Annotated in this window: 18 protein-coding genes; 7 read left to right on the forward strand and 11 right to left on the reverse strand. The window is 58.2% G+C overall.

Going from position 1 to position 22,802, the window contains the following annotated elements:
• Window positions 1-39 precede the first annotated feature (39 nt).
• Window positions 40-897: an SDR family oxidoreductase gene (locus OC71_RS16790; protein WP_041071562.1), complete on the reverse strand. Its 858-nt coding sequence runs from the start codon at window positions 895-897 to the stop codon at window positions 40-42.
• 188 nt (window positions 898-1,085) lie between these two features.
• Between OC71_RS16790 and exbB the strand changes: the two genes are divergently transcribed.
• From exbB to OC71_RS16820, 6 genes are all read left to right on the forward strand, one after another.
• Window positions 1,086-2,039, forward strand: coding sequence for a tonB-system energizer ExbB (gene exbB / locus OC71_RS16795; RefSeq protein ID WP_041071564.1), 954 nt, complete (start codon window positions 1,086-1,088; stop codon window positions 2,037-2,039).
• Window positions 2,040-2,045: 6 nt separating this feature from the next.
• Complete coding sequence (gene exbD, locus OC71_RS16800; RefSeq protein ID WP_041071566.1) at window positions 2,046-2,474, forward strand: TonB system transport protein ExbD; 429 nt, start codon at window positions 2,046-2,048, stop codon at window positions 2,472-2,474.
• Entirely contained in the window at window positions 2,471-3,220 is a 750-nt protein-coding gene (locus tag OC71_RS16805; protein ID WP_041071568.1) for an energy transducer TonB, read from the forward strand. Before exbD ends, OC71_RS16805 begins: the two co-directional genes overlap by 4 nt.
• Window positions 3,221-3,431: 211 nt before the next feature.
• On the forward strand, window positions 3,432-4,361 hold the full coding sequence (locus OC71_RS16810; protein ID WP_007962352.1) for a hydrogen peroxide-inducible genes activator: 930 nt from the start codon (window positions 3,432-3,434) through the stop codon (window positions 4,359-4,361).
• 9 nt (window positions 4,362-4,370) lie between these two features.
• A complete protein-coding gene (gene recG / locus OC71_RS16815; RefSeq protein ID WP_041071570.1) occupies window positions 4,371-6,446 on the forward strand; it encodes an ATP-dependent DNA helicase RecG in 2,076 nt (691 codons plus the stop codon).
• A 79-nt stretch (window positions 6,447-6,525) separates the two neighbouring features.
• The gene (locus OC71_RS16820; protein ID WP_041071572.1) at window positions 6,526-7,926 is read left to right on the forward strand and encodes an aminoacyl-tRNA deacylase and HDOD domain-containing protein; all 1,401 of its coding nucleotides are present in this window, start codon (window positions 6,526-6,528) and stop codon (window positions 7,924-7,926) included.
• A 262-nt stretch (window positions 7,927-8,188) separates the two neighbouring features.
• Here the strand turns inward: OC71_RS16820 and OC71_RS16825 are convergent, their stop codons facing one another.
• Window positions 8,189-8,572 (reverse strand): SCP2 sterol-binding domain-containing protein, encoded by a 384-nt coding sequence (locus OC71_RS16825; RefSeq protein ID WP_041071574.1) that lies wholly within the window; start codon window positions 8,570-8,572, stop codon window positions 8,189-8,191.
• 369 nt (window positions 8,573-8,941) lie between these two features.
• Between OC71_RS16825 and OC71_RS16830 the strand changes: the two genes are divergently transcribed.
• Window positions 8,942-9,304: a DUF6124 family protein gene (locus OC71_RS16830; protein WP_041071576.1), complete on the forward strand. Its 363-nt coding sequence runs from the start codon at window positions 8,942-8,944 to the stop codon at window positions 9,302-9,304.
• A gap of 250 nt (window positions 9,305-9,554) precedes the next feature.
• Here OC71_RS16830 and OC71_RS16835 read toward each other — a convergent pair whose 3' ends face one another.
• The 9 genes from OC71_RS16835 to OC71_RS16875 form a co-directional block, all read right to left on the reverse strand.
• Window positions 9,555-10,418: a type IV pilus biogenesis/stability protein PilW gene (locus OC71_RS16835; protein ID WP_041071577.1), complete on the reverse strand. Its 864-nt coding sequence runs from the start codon at window positions 10,416-10,418 to the stop codon at window positions 9,555-9,557.
• A gap of 4 nt (window positions 10,419-10,422) precedes the next feature.
• A complete protein-coding gene (locus OC71_RS16840) occupies window positions 10,423-10,878 on the reverse strand; it encodes a hypothetical protein (RefSeq protein WP_041071682.1) in 456 nt (151 codons plus the stop codon).
• Between the two features lie 68 nt (window positions 10,879-10,946).
• On the reverse strand, window positions 10,947-13,397 hold the full coding sequence (locus OC71_RS16845; RefSeq protein WP_041071578.1) for an alpha/beta fold hydrolase: 2,451 nt from the start codon (window positions 13,395-13,397) through the stop codon (window positions 10,947-10,949).
• A gap of 9 nt (window positions 13,398-13,406) precedes the next feature.
• Window positions 13,407-14,801, reverse strand: a complete 1,395-nt coding sequence (locus OC71_RS16850; protein ID WP_084234218.1) for a TIGR01777 family oxidoreductase — start codon at window positions 14,799-14,801, stop codon at window positions 13,407-13,409.
• Between the two features lie 318 nt (window positions 14,802-15,119).
• Window positions 15,120-15,581, reverse strand: a complete 462-nt coding sequence (locus OC71_RS16855; RefSeq protein ID WP_041071688.1) for a hypothetical protein — start codon at window positions 15,579-15,581, stop codon at window positions 15,120-15,122.
• A gap of 119 nt (window positions 15,582-15,700) precedes the next feature.
• Window positions 15,701-16,612 carry a type IV pilus biogenesis/stability protein PilW gene (locus tag OC71_RS16860; RefSeq protein ID WP_041071579.1) on the reverse strand — a complete coding sequence of 304 codons (912 nt, stop codon included), beginning with the start codon at window positions 16,610-16,612 and terminating at the stop codon, window positions 15,701-15,703.
• Window positions 16,602-19,724 carry a calcium-binding protein gene (locus OC71_RS28280; RefSeq protein ID WP_256198925.1) on the reverse strand — a complete coding sequence of 1,041 codons (3,123 nt, stop codon included), beginning with the start codon at window positions 19,722-19,724 and terminating at the stop codon, window positions 16,602-16,604. Before OC71_RS28280 ends, OC71_RS16860 begins: the two co-directional genes overlap by 11 nt.
• A gap of 15 nt (window positions 19,725-19,739) precedes the next feature.
• Window positions 19,740-20,753: a sel1 repeat family protein gene (locus OC71_RS16870; RefSeq protein WP_052510601.1), complete on the reverse strand. Its 1,014-nt coding sequence runs from the start codon at window positions 20,751-20,753 to the stop codon at window positions 19,740-19,742.
• Between the two features lie 10 nt (window positions 20,754-20,763).
• Window positions 20,764-22,800 carry a type VI secretion system tip protein VgrG gene (locus OC71_RS16875; protein ID WP_041071580.1) on the reverse strand — a complete coding sequence of 679 codons (2,037 nt, stop codon included), beginning with the start codon at window positions 22,798-22,800 and terminating at the stop codon, window positions 20,764-20,766.
• Window positions 22,801-22,802 lie beyond the last annotated feature (2 nt).

The raw sequence follows: 22,802 nt of genomic DNA on the forward strand, positions 1-22,802 counted from the left end.
AAGACAGTTGCTCCCACAGTGGTTTGTGGCGTTAGAAAGTCAGCACTTGCCTTCAAGAATCGCCGCATAACCTTCGCGGTAACTCGGGTATTTCGGCGTCCAGCCCAGCGCCTTCGCACGAGCATTGCTGCAGCGTTTACTGCCAGTGCGGCGTACGCTGGCGTCGTCAGCCCATTCGGTAACCCCCAGATACTCCCGCAGCCAGGCGACCACTTCGGCCAACGGTGCCGGCGCATCGTCCACACCAATATAGATATCCTGCAACGGCTTGCCCTGATGAGCCGCCTGCAGCAGAAACGCCATCAGCCCCGCCGCGTCATCAGCATGGATGCGATTGCCGTACAGCGGCGGCTCGACCGCCACCCGATAACCACGACGCACCTGAGTCAGCAGCCACTCACGTCCCGGGCCGTAGATACCGGTCAGTCGCACAATGCTCGCCGGGATGCCGCTGTTCAGCGCCACTTGCTCAGCTTCGAGCATCAGTCGCCCGGAGTATCCGCTGGCGACAGTCTCTGAATTTTCGTCGACCCACTCCCCTTCCTGCTGCCCGTACACGCTGCTGCTGGACACGAACAGCAGTCGCTCAGGCACCTGGCCAAAGTCATTCAGCCAGCTCAGCACATTCTGCAAACCCTGTACGTAGGCAGCGCGGTAACCGGCTTCATCGTGATCGGTCGCCGCCGCGCAATACACCAGATAGTCCACCGCCCCGAATGGCCAGTTTTCCGGGCAATCTTCCTTGAACAAATCACCAGCGACGCCGATGACGCCGTCCGGCAAACGCGACACATCACGGCGCAGACCCTGCACCTCCCAGCCGGCGGCCAACAATTGCGTAGCCAGACGACTGCCGACATCACCACAACCGGCAATCAAAACAGAAGGCGCGGACATCAAAAAACTCCCGAAAGAAAGGAACAGACTAGCCCTCGTACAGGACGAACGGCTAGCAATGAAGGAAAAAAAGAAACTCTATTACTTTTGTTAACAAGAATTACTTGCAATAATGCACCCCACTTTTGTTCTCGGCCTTACGAGGCCTGGAAGAGCATTACCGTTTTTCTACCTCAGGTCCGGCCAGCATGACACGTAATCAAAACCCCGCTTCGCCAACCAAACGACCTCGCGCCTTCAGCGCAGTGGCGGCCCTGCTGCTCAGCCTGATGCTGGCACCGACCGCCGCTTTCGCCGACGCACAAGCGCCAACCGCTCCGGCGGCCACCGAACAGCACGCACCTGCAGCCGCGCCAGCCACCACCGACCCGGTGCCGGCAGTAGACGCCGCCCCCGCAGACACCCCTGAAGTACTCGAACCCGACAACACCTTGGGCATGGCCCACGACCTGTCGCCATGGGGCATGTATCAGAACGCCGACATCATCGTGAAAATCGTAATGATCGGCCTGGCCATCGCTTCCATCATCACCTGGACCATCTGGATCGCCAAAGGCTTCGAGCTGATGGGCGCCAAGCGGCGTCTGCGTGGTGAAATCGCGGCCCTGAAAAAAGCCGCCACCCTCAAGGAAGCCAGCGCCACTGCGGCGAAGGAAGGCACCCTCGCCAACCTGCTGGTGCACGACGCCCTCGAAGAGATGCGCCTGTCGGTCAACAGCCGCGAGAAGGAAGGCATCAAGGAGCGCGTCAGCTTCCGCCTTGAGCGCCTGGTCGCCGCCTGTGGCCGCAACATGAGCAGCGGCACCGGCGTCCTCGCCACCATCGGTTCCACCGCGCCGTTCGTCGGCCTGTTCGGCACCGTGTGGGGCATCATGAACAGCTTCATCGGTATCGCCAAGACCCAAACCACCAACCTCGCCGTCGTGGCGCCGGGTATCGCCGAAGCGCTGCTGGCCACCGCGTTGGGTCTGGTTGCTGCGATTCCTGCGGTGGTGATCTACAACGTGTTCGCCCGCTCCATCGCCGGCTACAAGGCGCAGGTGTCCGACGCTTCGGCGCAGGTCCTGTTGCTGGTCAGCCGTGACCTCGATCACCAGCCTGAGCGCAGCAGCTCGCAACCACACATGGTGAAAGTGGGGTAATCGGCCATGGGCCTGCATTTGAAAGAAGGCGCAGACGACGATCTGGCCGAGAACCACGAAATCAACGTCACGCCGTTCATCGACGTGATGCTGGTGCTGTTGATCATCTTCATGGTGGCCGCGCCGCTGGCCACTGTGGACATCAAAGTCGACCTGCCGGCCTCGACCGCCAAACCGGCGCCGCGCCCGGAGAAACCGGTGTTCCTCAGCGTTAAAGCCGATCAGCGCCTTTACATTGGCGACGACGAAGTCAACGCCGATACCCTCGGCGCAACGCTCGACGCCAAGACCCAGGGCAAAAAAGACACCACCATCTTCTTCCAGGCCGACAAGGGTGTGGACTACGGCGACCTGATGAGCGTGATGGATAAACTGCGCTCGGCCGGTTACCTGAAGGTCGGTCTGGTGGGCCTTGAGAGCGCAGCCAAGAAATGATCACGACGCGCCATAAGCTGACGCGTTACAGCGGTAGCCTGGCCGTGGTGCTGGGCGTTCACGCGCTGGCCATCGCGCTGGCGCTGAACTGGACCGCCCGCCCGCCCATCGAACTGCCGCCGCAGGCAATGATGGTCGAGCTGGCACCGGTTCCGACCCCGCCACCGCCTGCTCCGCCGAAAGTCGTCACACCGCCGCAGCCACCGACCCCGGTCGAAGAGTTGCCGATTCCGAAACTGGCTGAAGCACCGAAGGCCGAAATTGCCGTACCAAAGCCCAAACCCAAGCCAAAGCCGAAACCGCAGCCGCCCAAACCGGTGGAGAAAAAACCGGAGCCGGTGAAGGAAAAACCTTCCGAGGAAAAACCGGCGGAGACGCAGCCGACCCAAGCACCGACGGAGAAATCCGCCCAGCCGGCACCGGGGCCGTCGCCCGCACAAATGGCCGCCAAGGCCAGCTGGCAAAACACCCTGCTCGCGCACTTGGGCAAGTACAAGAAGTATCCGGCCAGTGCGCAGGCTCGCGGCAAGGAAGGCGTGAACCGTCTGCGTTTCGTCGTCGACGCTGAAGGCAATGTGTTGTCGTTCGAACTGGTGGGCCGCTCAGGCAACGCCGATCTGGATCGGGCCACCCTGGAAATGATCCGTCGCGCACAACCGCTGCCCAAGCCGCCGGCCGATATGCTGAACAACGGCTCGATCGAAATTGTGGCGCCGTTTGTGTACTCGCTGGACCGTCGTCGTTAAGTAGCAAGATCAAAAGATCGCAGCCTTCGGCAGCTCCTACAGGTATTCGCCCCCCTGTAGGAGCTGCCGAAGGCTGCGATCTTTTGTTTTTCAGCTCATCCATAAACGGCAAACTCACATTGCCCGGTGTCGCATTCCTCACTCAGTCTGATAACGTGCGTCTATCGATTGCAGCCGTTATGCTTGGCCCGCAACTTCATGGACGCTCGCTATGACCCTCACAGAATTACGCTACATCGTTACCCTCGCCCAAGAGCAGCACTTCGGCCACGCCGCCGAGCGTTGTCACGTCAGCCAGCCGACCCTGTCGGTGGGCGTGAAAAAACTTGAAGACGAACTCGGTGTGCTGATTTTCGAGCGCAGCAAAAGCGCCGTGCGCCTGACTCCGGTTGGCGAAGGCATCGTCGCCCAAGCGCAAAAGGTGCTGGAGCAAGCGCAAGGCATCCGTGAACTGGCCCAGGCCGGCAAGAACCAGCTGACCGCGCCGCTGAAAGTCGGTGCGATCTACACCGTCGGGCCATACCTGTTCCCGCACCTGATTCCGCAACTGCACCGGGTCGCCCCGCAGATGCCGTTGTACATCGAAGAAAACTTCACCCACGTGCTGCGCGACAAACTGCGCAACGGCGAGCTCGATGCAATCATCATCGCCCTGCCGTTCAACGAAGCCGACGTGCTGACCCTGCCGCTGTACGACGAGCCGTTCTACGTCCTGATGCCGGCCCAACACCCGTGGACGCAAAAAGAATCCATCGACCCGGGCCTGCTCAACGACAAGAGCCTGCTGCTGCTCGGCGAAGGCCACTGCTTCCGCGATCAGGTGCTGGAAGCCTGCCCGACCCTGACCAAGGGCAACGACGGCGCCAAGCACACCACGGTGGAATCCAGCTCGCTGGAAACCATCCGCCATATGGTCGCGTCCGGTCTGGGCATTTCGATCCTGCCGCTGTCGGCGGTGGACAGCCATCACTACGCCCCGGGCGTGATCGAAGTACGCCCGCTGTCGGCGCCGGTGCCATTCCGCACCGTGGCGATTGCCTGGCGCGCCAGCTTCCCGCGGCCGAAAGCCATCGAGATCCTCGCCGACTCCGTTCGCCTGTGCTCGGTGGCCAAGCCCGCCGCGCCGGTCACGGCCGGTTAAGCCAGGGTCATGACCGAGCTGTCGCAAGTGTCGGTGACGGCACTCAAGGGTGTCGGCGAAGCCATGGCCGAGAAACTGGCCAAGGTCGGCCTGGAGAATCTCCAGGACGTGCTGTTTCACCTGCCGCTGCGTTATCAGGATCGCACCCGCGTGGTGCCGATCGGCCACTTGCGCCCGGGCCAGGACGCGGTGGTCGAAGGCACCGTCAGCGGCGCCGACGTGGTCATGGGCCGGCGGCGCAGCCTCGTTGTGCGCATGCAGGACGGCACTGGCGGGCTGAGCCTGCGCTTCTACCATTTCAGCAATGCGCAGAAAGAAGGCCTCAAGCGCGGCACGCGGATTCGCTGCTACGGCGAAGTACGGCCCGGCGCTTCGGGGCTGGAAATCTACCACCCGGAATACCGCGCCATCACCGGTGACGAACCGCCGCCAGTGGATGAAACCCTGACCCCGGTCTACCCACTCACCGAAGGCCTGACCCAACAGCGCCTGCGCCAGTTGTGCATGCAGACCCTGACCCTGCTCAAGCCGAACACCCTGCCCGACTGGTTGCCGACCGAACTGGCCCGCGACTACCAACTGGCACCGCTGGCCGATGCGATCCGCTATCTGCACAACCCGCCCGCCGACGCCGATGTCGATGAGCTCGCCCTCGGTCATCACTGGGCGCAGCATCGGCTGGCTTTCGAAGAACTGCTGACCCATCAACTGTCGCAACAACGTCTGCGCGAAAGCATGCGTTCACTGCGCGCACCAGCGATGCCGAAAGCGACGAAGTTGCCGCCGAAGTATTTGGCTAACCTCGGCTTCAACCCGACCGGCGCCCAGCAACGCGTCGGCAACGAAATCGCCTACGACCTCAGCCAGCACGAACCGATGCTGCGGCTGATTCAGGGCGATGTTGGCGCGGGCAAAACCGTGGTCGCCGCCCTCGCGGCACTGCAAGCGCTGGAGGCCGGCTATCAAGTCGCACTGATGGCGCCGACCGAGATCCTCGCCGAGCAACACTTCATCACCTTCAAGCGCTGGCTCGAACCGCTGGGCATCGACGTCGCTTGGCTGGCCGGCAAGCTCAAGGGCAAGAACCGCGTCGCCGCGCTGGAACAGATCGCCAGCGGCACGCCGATGGTGGTTGGCACTCACGCGCTGTTCCAGGACGAAGTGCAATTCAAGAATCTGGCGTTGGTGATCATCGACGAACAACACCGCTTCGGCGTCCAGCAACGCTTGGCGCTGCGGCAGAAAGGCGTCGGCGGGCGCATGTGCCCGCACCAACTGATCATGACCGCCACGCCGATCCCGCGCACGCTGGCGATGAGCGCCTACGCCGACCTCGACACCTCGATCCTCGACGAACTGCCGCCCGGTCGCACCCCGGTCAACACCGTGCTGGTCACCGACACCCGTCGCGTCGAAGTTATCGAACGGGTGCGCAGCGCCTGCGCCGAAGGGCGTCAGGCCTATTGGGTGTGCACGCTGATCGAAGAGTCGGAAGAGCTGACCTGTCAGGCCGCCGAAACCACCTTCGAAGACCTCACCGCCGCCCTCGGCGAGCTGAAAGTCGGGCTGATCCACGGGCGCATGAAGCCCGCCGAAAAAGCCGCGGTCATGGCCGAATTCAAGGCCGGCAACCTGCAACTGCTGGTCGCCACCACCGTGATCGAAGTCGGCGTCGACGTGCCCAACGCCAGCCTGATGATCATCGAAAACCCCGAGCGTCTCGGCCTCGCGCAACTGCACCAGTTGCGCGGTCGCGTCGGCCGGGGCAGCGCGGTCAGCCACTGCGTGCTGCTTTACCATCCGCCGCTGTCGCAAATCGGCCGCCAGCGCCTGGGCATCATGCGCGAGACCAACGACGGTTTCGTCATCGCTGAAAAAGACCTCGAACTGCGCGGCCCCGGCGAAATGCTCGGCACCCGTCAGACCGGCCTGCTGCAATTCAAGGTCGCCGACCTGATGCGCGACGCCGACCTGCTGCCTGCCGTACGCGATGCCGCGCAAGCGCTGCTGGAACGCTGGCCGACTCACGTCAGCCCATTGCTCGACCGCTGGCTGCGCCATGGGCAGCAATACGGCCAAGTGTGAGCACCGTCGCAGTTTGTGAAGGATCGTTCCGACAGAGCTGGTTATACTCCTGCCATTGTTTCAAAAACGGATACAGACCATGACTGACGCAGCTCTCGCCCCCGAACTCCCGCACGCGCCGTCTGTAATTCGGCTGCTGCTTGGCAAGCTGGGGATCGCCTACGAAGAAGTGCTCGACCACCACGGCCTCAATGCTTCGCGCAAGGTACAAGCCGTGCTGCTGGACGACGCCGTGGGCGCGCTGATGGTGCTGTTTCCGCAGAGCCAGTTGCTCGACCTCAATCGCCTCGCCGAACTGACTGGCCGGCGCCTGACCGCCGTCTCGACCGAGCGCCTGGAAAAGATGCTCGGCAAACACAGCCTGAGCCTGCTGCCGGGCCTGCCGGCGCTGACCAGTTCGCCGTGCCTCTACGAAGAAAGCCTGCTGCGCGAGCCTAAGCTGCTGATCAACTCCGGCGAGCCGGGCGTGCTGCTGGAGATCACCAGCGAAGCCTTCAAGAGCATGCTGACCAAGGCCAGCGCCGCCAACTTCGGCGAAGCCCTGAGCAGCATCCGCCCGAACCTCGACCGCCCGGACGATGACCGTGAGGAAATCACCCAGGCCGTGCAGGCGTTCACTGCACGCCGGATCCAGCAGCGTCTGGAAGCGACCATCGAGATTCCGCCGCTGGCCGAGACGGCGCAAAAAATCATCAAGCTGCGCGTCGACCCCAACGCCACCATCGACGACATCACCGGCGTGGTCGAAACCGACCCGGCGCTGGCTGCACAAGTGGTGAGCTGGGCGGCGTCGCCGTACTACGCTTCGCCGGGCAAGATCCGCTCGGTGGAAGACGCGATCGTTCGCGTGCTCGGTTTCGATCTGGTGATCAACCTCGCGCTGGGCCTGGCCCTCGGCAAGACCCTGAGCCTGCCGAAGGACCATCCGCAACACACCACGCCGTACTGGCAGCAATCGATCTACACCGCCGCCGTCATCGAAGGCCTGACCCGCGCCATGCCGCGCGCCCAGCGCCCGGAAGCCGGCCTGACCTACCTCGCCGGTCTGCTGCACAACTTCGGTTACCTGCTGCTGGCCCACGTGTTCCCGCCGCACTTCTCGCTGATCTGCCGCCACCTGGAGGTCAACCCGCACCTGTGCCACAGCTACATCGAGCAGCACCTGCTGGGCATCAGCCGCGAACAGATCGGCTCGTGGCTGATGCGCTATTGGGACATGCCCGATGAACTGGCCACCGCCCTGCGCTTCCAGCACGACCCAAGCTACGACGGCGCCTACGCCGAATACCCGAACCTCGTCTGCCTGGCCGTGCGCCTGCTGCGCAGCCGCGGCATCGGCTCCGGCCCCGACGAAGACATCCCCGACGCCCTGCTCGAACGCGTCGGCCTGACCCGCGACAAAGCCAACGACGTGGTCAGCAAAGTGCTTGAGGCAGAAGTCCTGCTGCGTGAGCTAGCTTCGCAATTCAGCCAGGCTTGAAAACTTCGCGAGCAAGCTCGCTCCCACAAGGTTTCGGTGACCTCCTGTGGGAGCGAGCTTGCTCGCGAAGAATCCACCCCAATCTACCTGCCTGACACAAAACCTGTGGAGAGGGGATTTATCCCCGACCGACTGCGCAGCAGTCGCAAAACCAGCCAACAAGATATGCCTGACACAACAAGGCCTCAGGGTTCAGGGCCGCTCCGCAGCCCAGCGGGAGCAAGCTCCCTCGCCACAAAAGCTCTTCTCATCAAGACTCGGCTCAAGCCTTAGGCTTGGCCTTCCTCGGCTTCAAATACTTCATCAACCCCTGAAACCACATCACCAGCGCCGGATTCCCCTTCAGCTGGATCGACTTGTCCTGAATCCCCTGCATGAACGCCAGCTGCTTGTTCTTGGCCTGCATCGTGGCAAAGGCATAACCCGCATCCTTGAACGCAATCGCAAACGCCGGCTCCGCCACCACGCCAGACTTGCTGGTAACGCGCTGATTCTTCACTACGAAATACCGCGCCACCTTCCCGTCCAGGGTCTGCAGCTGAAACACCAGATCCTTGTCACCCAACTGCTGCTGGAACGCAGGATTTGTCCGGCTGGCCTTACCCATCAACAAACCCATCATCCACAGAAGAAAACGAAATTTCATGCGCACAGCCTCAAAAGGAAAATGAACGGCCGGGGCAGTGTAAGGGATTCAGACGATAACGCCACTATCGACCGCCATTGGAAGATGATGCAACCCATTTCCCGCACGATGACCACCAAGTCACACTTCTGCACCCACCGTCCTACATCTGTTGAAACACATCCCTGTAGGAGCTGCCGAAGGCTGCGATCTTTTGATCTCCCGGCCTGCAAACCTATGGGAAATTTCCTGCAAAGTACCGCGATACCTATGAACTAGGCAGGTTGGCAGTTCGTCGATAGCCTCTGTGTGTCGCCGCAAAATCGGTGACCGGATGTGCAAGTCCGAAATCCGGAGCAAATCTCTTCTAACTCCAAAGGATTTACGCCGATGACCAACCCGACACCCGACACTGAGGACACCTCGCCCTACGAATCTGTCGATTCAAGAAAACTCCACGAAGCCGCCGAACGCGCCCTCGACCACCACTTCAAACCGCGCACCGAATCCCAACCCAAACGCGAAACCGGCCTCTTCAGCCTCACCCCCGGCACTGACGCCGAAGCCCTCATGGCCAACGCCTCCGAAGACCTCCTGTCCATCAGCACCATCGCCTGCGACCTCGCCGACGACCTCCACGGCTCCCGCCGCTCGGTTGCACTGGCCCTGAGCAGAATGGCGGATGGGGTGCGATTGATGGTGGAAGGGACGCTCGACCATATTGAAGTGCGGAACCTGGCGGCCAAGTCGTAGCGGGATTTGCGGATGAAAAAAGGGGACATTAAGTCCCCTTTCATGAGCTTCGGCATTAGCGACTAGCGAAAGTCTTCTGCGCTTTTTGGTCGTGACTCCAACCCTTGGAGCGCCGCTCGGTTTATGAAGGAATAACTTCCTGCGCCGCATCGCTGCCTGAATACAACTTTTTCCATCCATCACTTCTTCCTGCCGCCAGCATTGCCCACTAACAAACCGATACTCAACGCAATAAAACGCACAAACATGTTCAATTTTTCATTCCCTGAATGACGGAGCGCTCAACTGCACGTTGAGGTATTTTTCGCGCCTTACCTTCGGCGCTCATCGCGTCGCGGTACTGGCTGTAATAGCGTTGCGCTTCATCTTTGCGATCAAGGCGCCAGAGGGAGTCGGCGATGTTCAACATCAGCACTGTGCGTTTACCAACGGTCTCAACGCCGCGATAAAACTTCAGCGCCAGCTCATCTCTACCGCCCTCAGCCAAATAGAAAGCCAAGTCGTTGAAAGCTTGGACATTCCGCGCCGGTGGGTGACAGGCCATATAGGACTCTGGACTTATAGTCCGAAGATTGAATGCGAGTTCTTCCACGCGAGATTGCGGCATCTCAATATTTGAGACCTGCTTCAATAAGTCCTTTGGAGACGGCGTCTGCATGACGAGGTCAGGCGCATCCTCTTCCCCAGAAATCCAACGATTGCCCTCCCACTTGCCGTAGCAAAACTTGGCTACGTGTTGACTGAGCACGCAACCGGTCTCCATTGAAATGACCCCGCAACCAGTTTCCTCTGTGGAGATTTCTTCACCCTCTTGGCCAATGACAACGCCATACAGAGTCTGAAGGAGGAGCAATGTTTTCTTGTCGGGACTTAACCAAGCCTCATGCGTTTCAGTACCCACCGCGGGTACATAGAGGGGAAACGTTTTTCCATTGGCGGTAAACGAGGCAACCGCCGACTCCGCAGCAGGCCTGCCCCATGTCTTTTCCTTCAGCGTCACTAAGTGCTCGCCAACCCCCACGATCTGAATATTTTCAGACAAGGCATTGGCTGAAGCTGACAGGCTCATGACAATCATCAACCACTTAAGGCTGCCCGCGAGAAGACGGTTCATCCACTCACTCCTCATCCATCGGCGACGATTTCACGTCGGTCATGCTCAGCAGCCGAAACTCATTGTTCACAAACTCGTAGTAACGATCCCGGTTAACACTTTCCAACGCATTCCCCTGCGCATCTTCTTCGCCGTCGAGCGTGATGCCGGACACGATGATCAAGCGGCTGTCGGGCTGGTAAACCATACCGAACGTGCTGCCGTCGTAAGCATTCGGCAGACCGCCAACTACTTCACCGGTCTGGGCGTCCAGCACTTCGCCGCAAATGGCGCTACCGCCACAGCCGAGCCTGTGCAGGATGTAATGGCCGGCGAAGTTGACCTTGCCTTTCAGGGCTTGTGCCCGCGCTTGGTCCATCATTGGGCTGCTGTTTTCTTGCGGCACCAGCTTATGGTTGGGGCCGTTGAAAACTGGCGTGACGGTGTAATCCTTGAAGGTTGGATCTGCAGCGAAGGCCATGGCGGTTGAAATTGCCAAGAGACTGCCCGCTACCAGTGACAGCCAGTTCATACGCAACAATAGTGTTTTCACTTCCTATCCTTCGAATTAATCAATTGCAACTCAGCATCCCGATACAACACCTCACACCCCACCCACGCCGGATCCACCTGTGGCATCACCGCCGACGGCTTTCGCAATTCGCGCAGCAACGTCGAGCCATGCGACAACCGCCCACCCATCCGCGCAATCACTGCTCGCGCCGTTTGGTAATGCGCGTGCCGCCCCGGATCGAGGGTGTCTTCGAGCAAAATATCCTCGCCGAGAATGCCTTGCACTTGTCCCGGATAAATCATGAATCCGGTCGCTTGCTCCGCACCTTCGCGACCGTCCTGCCAAAAGCTGCCATCGCGGGTGCGCACGTCGGGATGCGGCGCGAACCAATGTTCGCGATCCGCCATGGGCATGGCGTGGTGCAGACGGAAGAAGATGCGCATCAGATTGTCGCGATACCACTCGCGCACTTGCAGGTAGTAACCGCGCAGGCCCGGCAGGCCGGTCGAATGCGCGAGGCGGATCAGTCCGGACCATTGCGGGAATGGCTGTAGCGGCAGCTCGCTCGACGCAGGTCGAGGGGTGGCCGGGTCCGTTTCCCACGGCAGTCGATGAGGACTGTTTTCCAGATTGTCGTACGCGGTCGGCGGGCGGCCCAGCCAATCGCCGCCGCTGCTGGCCAGTGCCGTGGCGATGCACAGATTGCCTTGCACCACGAACACGTAGAACCGGGTGAACCAGTCTGCTAATTGCTGGCCATCGGCAGCTTGGGCGACCAGTTCGGCAAGCTCCCGATCGAAGCGCTGCAAGCCGTTTTCAAGGTTCAGCAAATGGCCGCGAGCCTTGCGTTGCATACGCAAAAACAGCGGCAACGAACGCAGCATTTTGTGTGGTTGCCACGGCAGATGCGGGGTCGCGCCGCCGACTTCACCTGCATAGTTGCTGGCGCTGATGCCCCAGTCGGCCAACCGGGCAAGAAACAGGTCATTGTTGATGTAGGAAGCACCGCCGAACACAGCAGTGAATGGCTCGTTGTCCTGCAACACTCGCGCATCCCAGCGCGCCATGATCGCCGGGATACTCGCTGCCGCGCGGCGCTGGGCGTACTCGACCAGCACGCTCGGTTGCGGCGGCAGGATCTCGGCGATGTTGGCGGCGGTCAGGTGCCGGCGCCAGCCGTAGTCACTGATCGGCCGGTATTGCAGCAGCCAGAGTTGCGAGCCGTCCCAGGCCCATTCGACGTCGCCGGGCACGTAGTGGAACACGCGCAACACGTCTTGCAGAAAGCGCCACAGCAGGTCTTCGGTCAAGCCGTGGGACGGCATGAACGTGCCGCTGCGCCACGCATCACCTAGCCGCGAAAGCGTTGCTCGTGAGGGGCTGACGTGACCGTCGGCCAACGATTCGAGATGGCCTTCAACCCATTCCAGTTCTACAGACAGATGTCGCACAAAGGCGATCCCGGAAACTACCGGCGTGATGAAGCGCTGCACCACCACTTCCTCGACGCCTTCGGCCGTCAGTTCGGCGATGCGTTTCGACACATTGGCGGTCGGCTCGCGCAGATAGGTTGTGCTCAAACCGGCATTTGCCGAATCGGCCTGATCCTCGCCATAACTGGAGGAGCGCACCGCCCAGGTCACGTCGGGTTGGGCAGCGAGAAATGCTGGCAGACGCGGATCATTGCAATCGTTGAGCGTCAGCGCCGCCGGCACCGCTTGCCGCGCCAGTTCAGCCAGGCGCAAACGCCCGCCCTTGGTGTGCGCGACAAACCCGCGCTCGCCCGACTCCAGCCACTGCGCGAACTGCGCGGGCGAGTCGATCCATGGGTAATGACCCCAACCGGGTTTGAGGCTGATAGTCAGATCAGCGCGAGCGAGAATCGTCGACCACGCCGCCGCTTGCTCGATGCCGAGCACAGCGTCCTGATCGCCCCAGACCAGCTCGACCGGATCGGTGATCCACTCCAGCAGCGGCAGCGCAGTGTCGGCACGAATCAGATCCCAATGCGGAACGAACGCACGGCAGCGCGCATAACCGGCGCCCATGCGCTGGTATTGCGCGGGGGTCCAGGTCTGGTTGGAGAACTTGCGCGCGAACAGCGCGGGTTTGTTCGACAGCAGCCAGTGAATGGTCTTGCGAATCGGCAGCGGCGACATCAGCGCCGGCAACCGCCGCTGCCATAGAAACGCACCGACTGGCGCCAACAAAACGCTGCGGAAGAAGTGCCCCGGCCGACGTTGCAGCGCATGCAGCACCAGCAACGCGTTGACTCCGACGGCCATGATCGCGCTGCCCTTTTGCGTCATCATCAGCAAGGTCTGCGCATAAGCCGCCAGATCCTCGCAGGGCGGCTGCGGGTTGGCGCCGAAACCCGGCAGCTCCAGCGGCACCACCTCGTAACGCTGAAAATGCGGCAGCGCGTCATCCCACCAATCGGCGGCGCTGCCGTTGCCGGCCAACAGGTACATCAGGGGCTTGCTCATGGGCGATCCTCAGGCCAGATCGGGCAGCGCGGCGTCAAGAGTCGGATAGCGGAACGTGTAGCCCGCCTCGCTCAAACGCTGCGGCACCACACGCTGACCGTCGAAGAACAATTGCGCCATCTCCCCCGCCAGCGCACGAACTGGCGCGGCGGGAATGTGGAACCACACCGGACGCTTGAGGACCTTGCCGGCCTGCTCGGCGAACGCTGCCTGACTGACCGTTTCCGGCGCCACCATGTTATAGGTGCCGCGCAGACTGTCGTCATTGAAAGCCCTTGCGATCACCTGAAGCACATCGTCGCGGTGCACCCAGCTCATGATCTGCCGACCATCGCCCATGCGCCCGCCGAAGCCCAGGCGGAACGGCATTAGCAACGGTGTCAGCGCACCACCCGGGCCGAACACCACGCCGAGACGCAGCACCACCTGACGCACTCCAAACTCGGTGGCCGGTTGCGCGGCGGCTTCCCAACGCGCACAGAGTTCGGCCATGAAACCGTCGCCCTTGCTGGCGTGTTCATCGAGGCTTTCGCTGGCATCGCGCACGCCGTAGAAGCCGATGGCCGAAGCTTGAATCCACAGCTTTGGTTTTTGCTCGGTGTTCTTCAACCAAGTCATCAACGCTTCGGTGGTGCCGACTCGACTGGCGAGCAGTTGCGCCTGACGCTTGGGACTCCAGCGTGGGCCAGCGACGGGCGCGCCAGCGAGATTGATCACTACGTCGAAGGTTTCGTCGTGGCTGAGTTCGCCGAGGGAATACACACAGCGGACGCGGCCGTTGAACAAGGTGGCGGCGCTCAACGGATCACGCGTTAGAACGCTAATTGAATGACCGGCGTCGAGTAACTGGTGGACTAAAGCTTCACCTATAAACCCTGTGCCGCCGGTGATCAGTACGCGCTTGAAAGCGCCGCCGGCAAACGGGTTGGACAGGCTCGTTGTCTTTACTGCAGGAGACTTCCGGCGGTCATGGCGATACAGCCAGATCAGCGGCGGCAACAGCATCAGCAGCGCAAAACCGTCAAGCCACAGGTGCGACCAGACCTGTTGTTGCGCCGAGAGCCACATGTCTTGCGGCGCCCATAACAGGATGCCCGCGATCAACCAGCCCCAAACTGCCGGGGCTTTCAAGCGATTGCCCAAGTGCACCAGCGCGAGCATGTACAGCGAATAACTTTGCAGCGTCGCGCCGAACAGCGCGAGCCACCAGACTTGTTGTTCGCGGCCGGCCGCAGGCACCGCATCGGCGCCCCAGAATGCGAGTTCGAGGGTGTGCAAATAGCCGTCGAGTAATCCGGAGTGACCGGCCCAAGTCAGGGTGAGGCCGGCGAGAATGTGCACGATTGCGGCGGCGTATAGCCAGAGTACTAACGCGGGGCGAAGGGAGATCGAGGGGGCTGGCATTCCGTGTCCTGAGCGCATTCCTTGGGGGTGGGGAGTTTAAAGGAAAATCGCAGTCGTCAGATGCTCAAGCATTAAACGTTTTAGCGTGAGGGATTCAGGCTCAACGCGTGCGAAAGCGCATCAAACATGCCCCAAAACTCAGATGCAGCGACTAGCCTTGATCGGCGCGGTGCCTGACGATCCCAATCGCCACACTTGAAGAGGCCCAACTGATTACCTTTGTCAGCCGCCATTTGATAACAGTCTAACGCCCGAGACATATCCTTCGCTCTAAGCTCGCCACAACAAACCGTTTCACTGTGTTCTTCCTTGAGTCATTCAGGCTTTGCGTTTGGAGAACCGGGTGACGCATTGCTTGGTTATGTTCATTTCCCAGTAGGTGCTGAGCAACACTTTACGCTTTTTGTCGACGCGCAAATTAACGAATCCATCGCCGCAATCCGGCTGCAATTCTTCGAAGGTGCCGATTCTGGCTTGGTAAATGAACACCCGGTAGTAGTCGTAAGTACCCATGCCGTCATCAAGCTGCCAGATCGCGAAATCCTGAGCGCCGTCGAAATTGAAATCGTCGAACTGCATGTGGAGTTCGTTTACGGCTTCAAAATCGACCGTCCGCGACTCGTTATGCGTTTCGCCTTTAACCGCGACGTTCAGCGTGGAGCCTTTGAGAACCAGCGTTGTTTCAACGCCTTGGGTTGGGCTGAACGTAGCGGTTTCGGCTAGCGACGGGATCGTCCACAGCAGGCCCAGCAGTGATAACGCTAAAGTTTTGAAATGCATGTACTCGCAGAACAGATCCATTAAAGCCCCGTAGCAAACGTCCCATCAAACAATAAAGTTTCCAAGGCCTAGTCATGACCCGCGAGCCTTAACAGAAGGAGAGTAGTCTGCAACTTCTTCTATTGCTGCGTTGTAGCACGCTGCCTAACCCGATCAGGAACCTTGGCTTGCTTGCCATTCTCGCTCATGAGATCGGTGTATACCTTATAGTTCTTTCCTGCGGATGTTTTATCACCCGCCTCCCAATAAGCATCTGCGAGATTAAGATAGGCAACTGTCCGCTTCGGATTTTCTGAAATAACTTTTTTCAAGAGCCAAATTGCGTCGGTATTGAAGCCTGCTTGCTGCCAAAAAAATGCTACGTCATTGAAAACTTGTTGGCTGGCAGAAGAGTAACCATACTCACCAATGTAGCGTTCAATAAAATCATGTTTCGGAAAGCTAGAAAATCTTGCTTTATCCTTATAAAGGCGCGACGTGGCGTTTTTGAACTCGACCAAAAGTTCTTCTTTTATATTTTTCTCAACACCAGAGACCATTTCTATCTTACTCAGACATTCAGCGCTTTCACATTTCTGCGCTTCATCATGTTCAAGCACTGAATAGCAATATGGTTGTGGTTGCCCCGCAGAGCCAGGACCTTTCTGTAGATACACCAGACTTTGACCACTTGCATTAATTGGTTGGCAATAAGGAACCACACCGAAAGCGTCAGGTACTCCGGATTTATTCTTGATAATATCCACGCCACTTACGATCTTGCTCGCATCAAGTGTTTGCACTTTTCCGTCAGCACTCAAAATCCAGAAGGTGTTTTCCTGAGAGCTACAGTCACATTCACAGCTCAATATATAACTCTGGCTCCTGATATCAAACTTTGCCTTTGGAACGCCATCAGAACCACAGAAGTTCTCAGAAATAGCCACTGAGCAAATATTGGTATCAGGATCGCATGCCAGCTTTTTCCCTTCGCTCCACGCTGGAGACGAAAAAAAAATCAAAATAATAAACCAGCGAAATTTAAAGCTCACAGATGTCACCCTCTACGATTATTCCGTAATTGCCATTTTCTCGCGTGGCAGTATTGCCACTCATTGTAGCGGTATACTTTTGCCCCTGAATGATTCCCATCCGGCGACTGAAGGCATCGGCCCTATACGCCTCTGAGGCTTTTTCCGCTCGTTTTTTACAAACAAAAATCAGTAGCTCTTTTTGGGTAGTAATATTAGCACTAGGGAACTCGGTTCTAATAAGCTGCTCCGCCTTCGCGAGATGATTTTGCTGAACACACAAGTCGTATAGCGCACAGTAAGTACGCAGTTGAATTTTCACCATCAGATTCGGTGCCAATTCGCGCATCAACTTGATACAAGACATCACATTCTCATTATATTTCGCCGCATGATTCAGCTGAATCTTTTGAAACGCTTCGACCTCGCCAAGCTTCTTGAAAGCCGATTTCCATCCTGCATTGTTGCTGGCGATTACTCCCGTCGCCCAACTCATTTGGGCGGCGGTATTCGCAGAGTTCAACGAATTCATCAGTGTCTGGAAATTCATGTTGGCACCAAAACATCCGTCAAACGTGGCTTGATCTGCTCCACGCATCTCCAGCAGAACCGGCCCTAACGTGCCCTGCCCGAAGTTCCACTGAATAACACCGAAAGACATACCTTGACCATCGAAATTACCGGCCAGTGCCTCATAATCCAACTTGCTCTTTCCTTCGTATCCGGAGGAAACCAATAGTGCGATTTCTTTGGCCTTGCTGAGTGGGATACAAACGGCCGACAGCGCATTCGCTACAAAGGCAATCGAATGGAAATGCCATATCAAGTCGGTACTGATAGCAGCCTTTTCTTTCAGTTCATCCCAAAACACATAGCTGCTGATCCTTTCTTTCTCATGCTTCAGTGTCTTCGGGGCGTGCTCAAGCTCAGTATCAAGCCGGCTCCATTTTGGAGCATCTGCTTTCGCTTTCCACTCCGTCGGATGATGTGCAACCAGCTTGGACCATTGCGACCGCGTATCAGGGTTTTTCAACGCCTCGGCCAACTCGGCCGGATCGACGTCCCCGCTCTGGTCTTTATCGACCTTCGTGAACAGATCCTGAAAGAACGCAGGCATGTCCTTTGGATCGAGAAACCCGTCCGCTGTCGCATTGGTTTCTTCGACGATCTGAAACCCCAGCTTTTCCCAATCATGCTGAGTGATAATTTGTGCGCCCACTTTCTTGACTAGGCCATTGACGGCCTGAGCATTGTCAGTAACGGTCACATCGTAGTAATCGTCGGTACCCACTTTGATGACCGGCGTCTTGTTCAAATCAACTGCATGTTCCGTTTTCAGCACCGTACTATCCGTCGCAGGTGCTTTTTTCTTCAGCTCACCTCCAGCCGGCAAATACAGATATTGCTTGCCGATCTTCAGCCCAGCCGTATTCTTGAGGAAGTCTTTTACGTCTGCTTCAGCAGTGAATATCTCGACGTGCACTTGATACTTACTCGCTACACCGCCATCTTCACCGGTCAGGTTTTCAGTCAGTCCCAGGTAGCCAATCGGATCTCCAGCCTTGATTCCAATGCTTGCGGACTCCACAGAGTCAAAGCTGCTCGGGATTACATCCCAAGCAACAAAGTCGTTTTCCACAATTGCCCAGAAGCTGGGAGGAAGGCTTCCTTCCCCAGCCAAGCTACCGCTGCTCGTACATTTCGCCATTCGACGAATTGTCCCTGCAACATTGAGGTTCAGTACCTCTTTGCTTTCAAATTCCACCGAACTTTGAGGGTTAAGTTGCAGCGAGCCAATCTTATCACCGGCATTTTGCCCATTTTGGGCAGAGATAGGACCCTGATAAAGATCCAATCTTGTCAACGCGGTTCCTTTCACCTTACCTTGCCAATATTTTGGCTTTAAACGCTCCGGGATCGGGTCTGCCAGCCATATACGTGCGGGTTTGGAGTTTTTGTAGGGTACTCCGTCTTTCAAGTATGCGAACCAGACCTCCTTTCCAGCCTCGCGAACTTTGTGACCGTTCTTTTTAACGCTACCTGAAAGAATTTTCCCTTTCGCATAGGTAACGTTGCCTAGGGCCTTTTGATCCAGTATTTCAAGTTTGGTCCCCGCAACGAGCTTGCCAACGTTCTGAACGCTACTGGATTCAGGGAAATCGTCGTAAGCGTTGAAGTCACTTACCTTCATGGTCACTTGAGGCTTCGGAGTTTCTTCCTCAGTCAGCGGATAACGCTTGAAGGGCAGAAGGTGCATGTACAAGCTGTAGAAGTTCAGCTTGTTTTGTTTGCCTTTATTCGGTCCTTCTTCTGGGTTTGGCGCAGATTTGTACTCATGTCGCACCAAACAAAACGAGTTGGAATACTGCAGTTTTTTCTCATTTTCGCCGAACGTAGATTCTAGATAGTCTTCGTTAAGCCGATAGGCCACAACCTCGCCGTCAGCCATGCAGCGGATCGGTTCGTTCAAGATGCATTGAGGGGCACTGGCATTGCTAATGTGAATACCACCATGCCAGAACTTATTACTGCCCAAGAGATAGTGGCCCGATGTTTCTTTTTCTAGTGCTTTATATATTTCGTCGGCGCTCTCGAATTGCTTCCCGTCCGCCTTTCTGAACGGGTATTGAAAACTCATGAGCGGTGATCCTGCCGGAGCCGGGGTCGCTGCAGGCGCCGGAGCAGGAGCAGGCGTCGGTTGCGCACCGGTCCTGTACTCCGCCTTCGGCCGGAGGTACTTGTTCGGCATCGGCCAGTAGCCGCTACCCGCACCGTACTTTGCGGACTTTGGCCCGGTCGAACTCTGTGAGCCGAAGAAATTCCCCTTGACCCGGTTAGCGTCCATGTCCTCAATCACGCCGGTATGGTGCATTCCTGTCCATAGCGCGATATCACCCGGCTGAACGCTGTCGAGGGCAATGAACTCGAAATGCGTGGTGTCTGTCGCAAGTTGACTTGTAGTGCGGTAAGGGATGTCATACCCCGCATCACGGAGCATTAGATTTAGTAAGTGGGAACAATCAATTTCCTTCCGACCATTACCGTCTTCGTCCGCAGATCCGCCTTTACCATAACCGTATTCATATCCGCTATAAGGGTATTTCGCGCGCTGTTCAAGTAGACCTGTACTCATCAATAGCATCCTGCTTTAAAGGCAATGAATTGAATTATTTGCGGTAATGCCTTGGGTGCTTAGTCGTTCGACGCCTCTAGCACCTGCCTCATTGCCTTTCTTGTCGGCCTCCTGATAACACGCCATCGCCCGAGCCAAATCACTAGGGATGATTGCGCCGGCTTCATAGGCGCCGCCTAGTTGAATCAATGCACTCGGGGAACCGAGCCGGGCAGAGCTTACAAGAGCCCCCAATGACTTTTCTGGATTTACACAGGCTCGCTTCTCTTCGTAATTGCCTTCATCGCAATAGAAGTCAGCAAGGGCAATCCCTGCTTCAGGTACGCTCTTGGCAGCTGACTCCAGTAGTTTAAGGATCTTTACGTTTTCCAACCGTGGAGCTTGACCTGAAAGGCTGATCCCCGCCGCTGCAAAGGCGGCCTCTGCGGAGCCTTGGTCTGCCCCATGTAAATAACTATTCAGAGCAGAAATGTACAATTGACTGGAAGAAGAGGAGTCGGTATCGATACCCAGCTGGTTATACATCGCCCCTCTTTTTAGTGCGCGTTCACCCGGTGAAGCCTTTAAATTCGGGTATTGAGCATCAAGTACAGCCTCAAGCGACCAGTCTTCAGCACGGGTCAATACCCAACAGTCGTTATGTTTGAAAGTGAAGATCTTGAGCACTTCACCGTTTGAATCGCGAACAATCACGTTGCTCGGCAGCTGGACTTGCATGCTCAGCCCAGATTTCGCGATGTTGTCAGGAGCAAGCATCACCAACGATTGAAGGTCCAACAACCTCGACTTTCGCTCCACCACTCGCGGCTTTGACTCGGTGGAGACTACCTTTTGCTCGATCACGGGCGAGGCGATAAACGCTTGCTGCACCTCAGGCTTGGACGAGAACTCTTTTACGAAATCTGCGAAGTTGTCGCTCGGGCATTGCACGGTGCTAGATTGCGCCGCAAAGGCGTCTGAACAAAACCCAAACGCCAAAAGCACCAGACATTGCAGCTTGAATTGACGCACTCGATTGTTCTTTGTCATCACGAACTCATCACTCAGAAAACACAAAAAAAGCCTTCGGCTTAACCTTCTCAGGCGGCGCATTCAACAACGCCTGATCCATCAAACTCCCCGCCTTATCCTTATCCGCCGCCCCCGGCAGCACCGGCGGTTTGATCCCGATGCCAGTGCCCGCTCCCGGCGAGCCCCCTGCGTTGATCTTCACCACCGGCCCAACCACCGTCACCCCACCGCCATCGAGCTTGATAAAGCTCCCACCCCCAAGCATGGTCAGCTCCGTCCCCGCCTCAATAACAATCTTGTCACCAGCCTTGAGGTGAATCTCTTTCCCCACGCTGGTCAGTTGTGCCGTGCCCAGTTTCACATGCTGGTTCTGCCCAATCGTCAGGTGATCATCCAGCTTCGCTTCAACCTTGCGATCGGAAATCGTGGTGCGATGTTCTTCGGCCTTCAGCTCGGTGTAGGTGTTCTTCACCACAGTGTCGTGGCGTTCATTCCCGACGCGGATTTTCTGGTCGTGTTCGACGTTTTCATCCCAGTCGCGCTGGGCGTGGATGAAGATTTGTTCGGCGCCTTTTTTGTCTTCGATGCGCAGTTCGTTGTACCCGCCGCCCCCCGGGGAGCTAAGGGTCTTGAACACGCTGCGGGTTTTGTTCGCCGGCAAGGCGTACGGCACCGGGTTTTCCTTGTGGTACAGGCAGCCGGTGACGAGGGGTTGGTCGGGGTCGCCTTCGAGGAAGGTGACGAGGACTTCCATGCCGATGCGCGGGATGCTGATCGCGCCGTAGCGGTCGCCGGCCCAGGAGCTGGAGACGCGCAGCCAGCAGCTGGTTTTGTCGTCGGCGAGGCCTTCTCGGTCCCAGTGGAACTGGACTTTGATGCGGCCGTATTGGTCGCAGTGGATTTCTTCGCCTTTGGGGCCGGTGACCATGGCGGTCTGGCTGCCGAGCACCCGCGGTTTCGGGTGTTCGAGAGCCGGGCGGTAGAACACGTCCCACGGGGTGGCGAGGAAGGTGTTGCGGTAGCATTGGTGGAAGTCGTCCTTGTTGTCGGTGGTGTCGCTGGTCACGCCTTCTTCGAGGACTTGCGGCTGTTTGCCTTCGTGGAAGATTTCGGTGAGCAGCCACAGGTCGTTCCACTCGCTGCGCGGGTGGTCGGACATGGCCATGAAGTGGCCGCTGACCAGTTTGGTCTGGTCGCCGCGACCTTCGGCCTGGCGGTAGTCGGCGCGGTGGCGTTCGAGGGCGCGCTGGCTGAGGAACTTGCCGCGCGCACGGTCGATGAAGCGGCCCGGGTAGTCGTAGTCTTCCAGATCCGGTTCAGTGCTCTCGCCATCCGGTTTGTACGCCGCTTCCATTTGCAGACGTGGTTTTTCAAAGTCGTAATCGCGGCGCGTGGTGCGGCTGGTGCGGGTTTCCAGGCGCAGTTTGAAGCCTTTGATCACCGGCTCTTCGGCGACCATGCCGCTGCCCTGTATGTAGGCGGTCGGCTGGCCGAGGTCGGGGAACACGGTCTGGTCGTCGCCGAACACCAGCAGGTGGCCCTTGTCGCTGTGCTGGAAGTGGTAGTGAATACCCTCCTCCTCGCACAGGCGCTGGACGAAGTGCAGGTCGGTTTCGTCGTACTGCACGCAGTAGTCGCGATCCGGGCACGGCTGGCTCAGCTGGAAGCTGTAGGCGTTACCCTTGATCCCGTGTTCGTCGAGGATCAGCGCGATGATTTTCGGCGCCGACATCTGCTGGTAGATGCGCTGGTTGGTGCGGTGATGCAGGTATTGCAGTTGCGGCACCAGCGAGACCTTGTAGCGGGTCAGGCGCTTGCCGGCATCACCCTGGGCGACGCGGTAGATCTGCCCGTGAATGCCTGACCCTTGTGGATCGAATGCGAGGAACGCCTGCTTGTGCAGGAGTTTTTCCAGGTCCAGATCGGGGTTTTCGCTGACCAGTTCGAGGTCGAAACGAAACGGCTGGCTGATGCCTTCAGTGCCGGTGAACGACAGCACTTGCAGGTCGCCCACGTAGTCTTCGACCTTGAGGCTGAAGTGGGTTTCGTTAGCTGGGTTGAACATAA

It is taken from the genome of Pseudomonas sp. W15Feb9B, from assembly GCF_000828175.1.
Classification (GTDB): Bacteria; Pseudomonadota; Gammaproteobacteria; order Pseudomonadales; family Pseudomonadaceae; genus Aquipseudomonas; species Aquipseudomonas parakoreensis.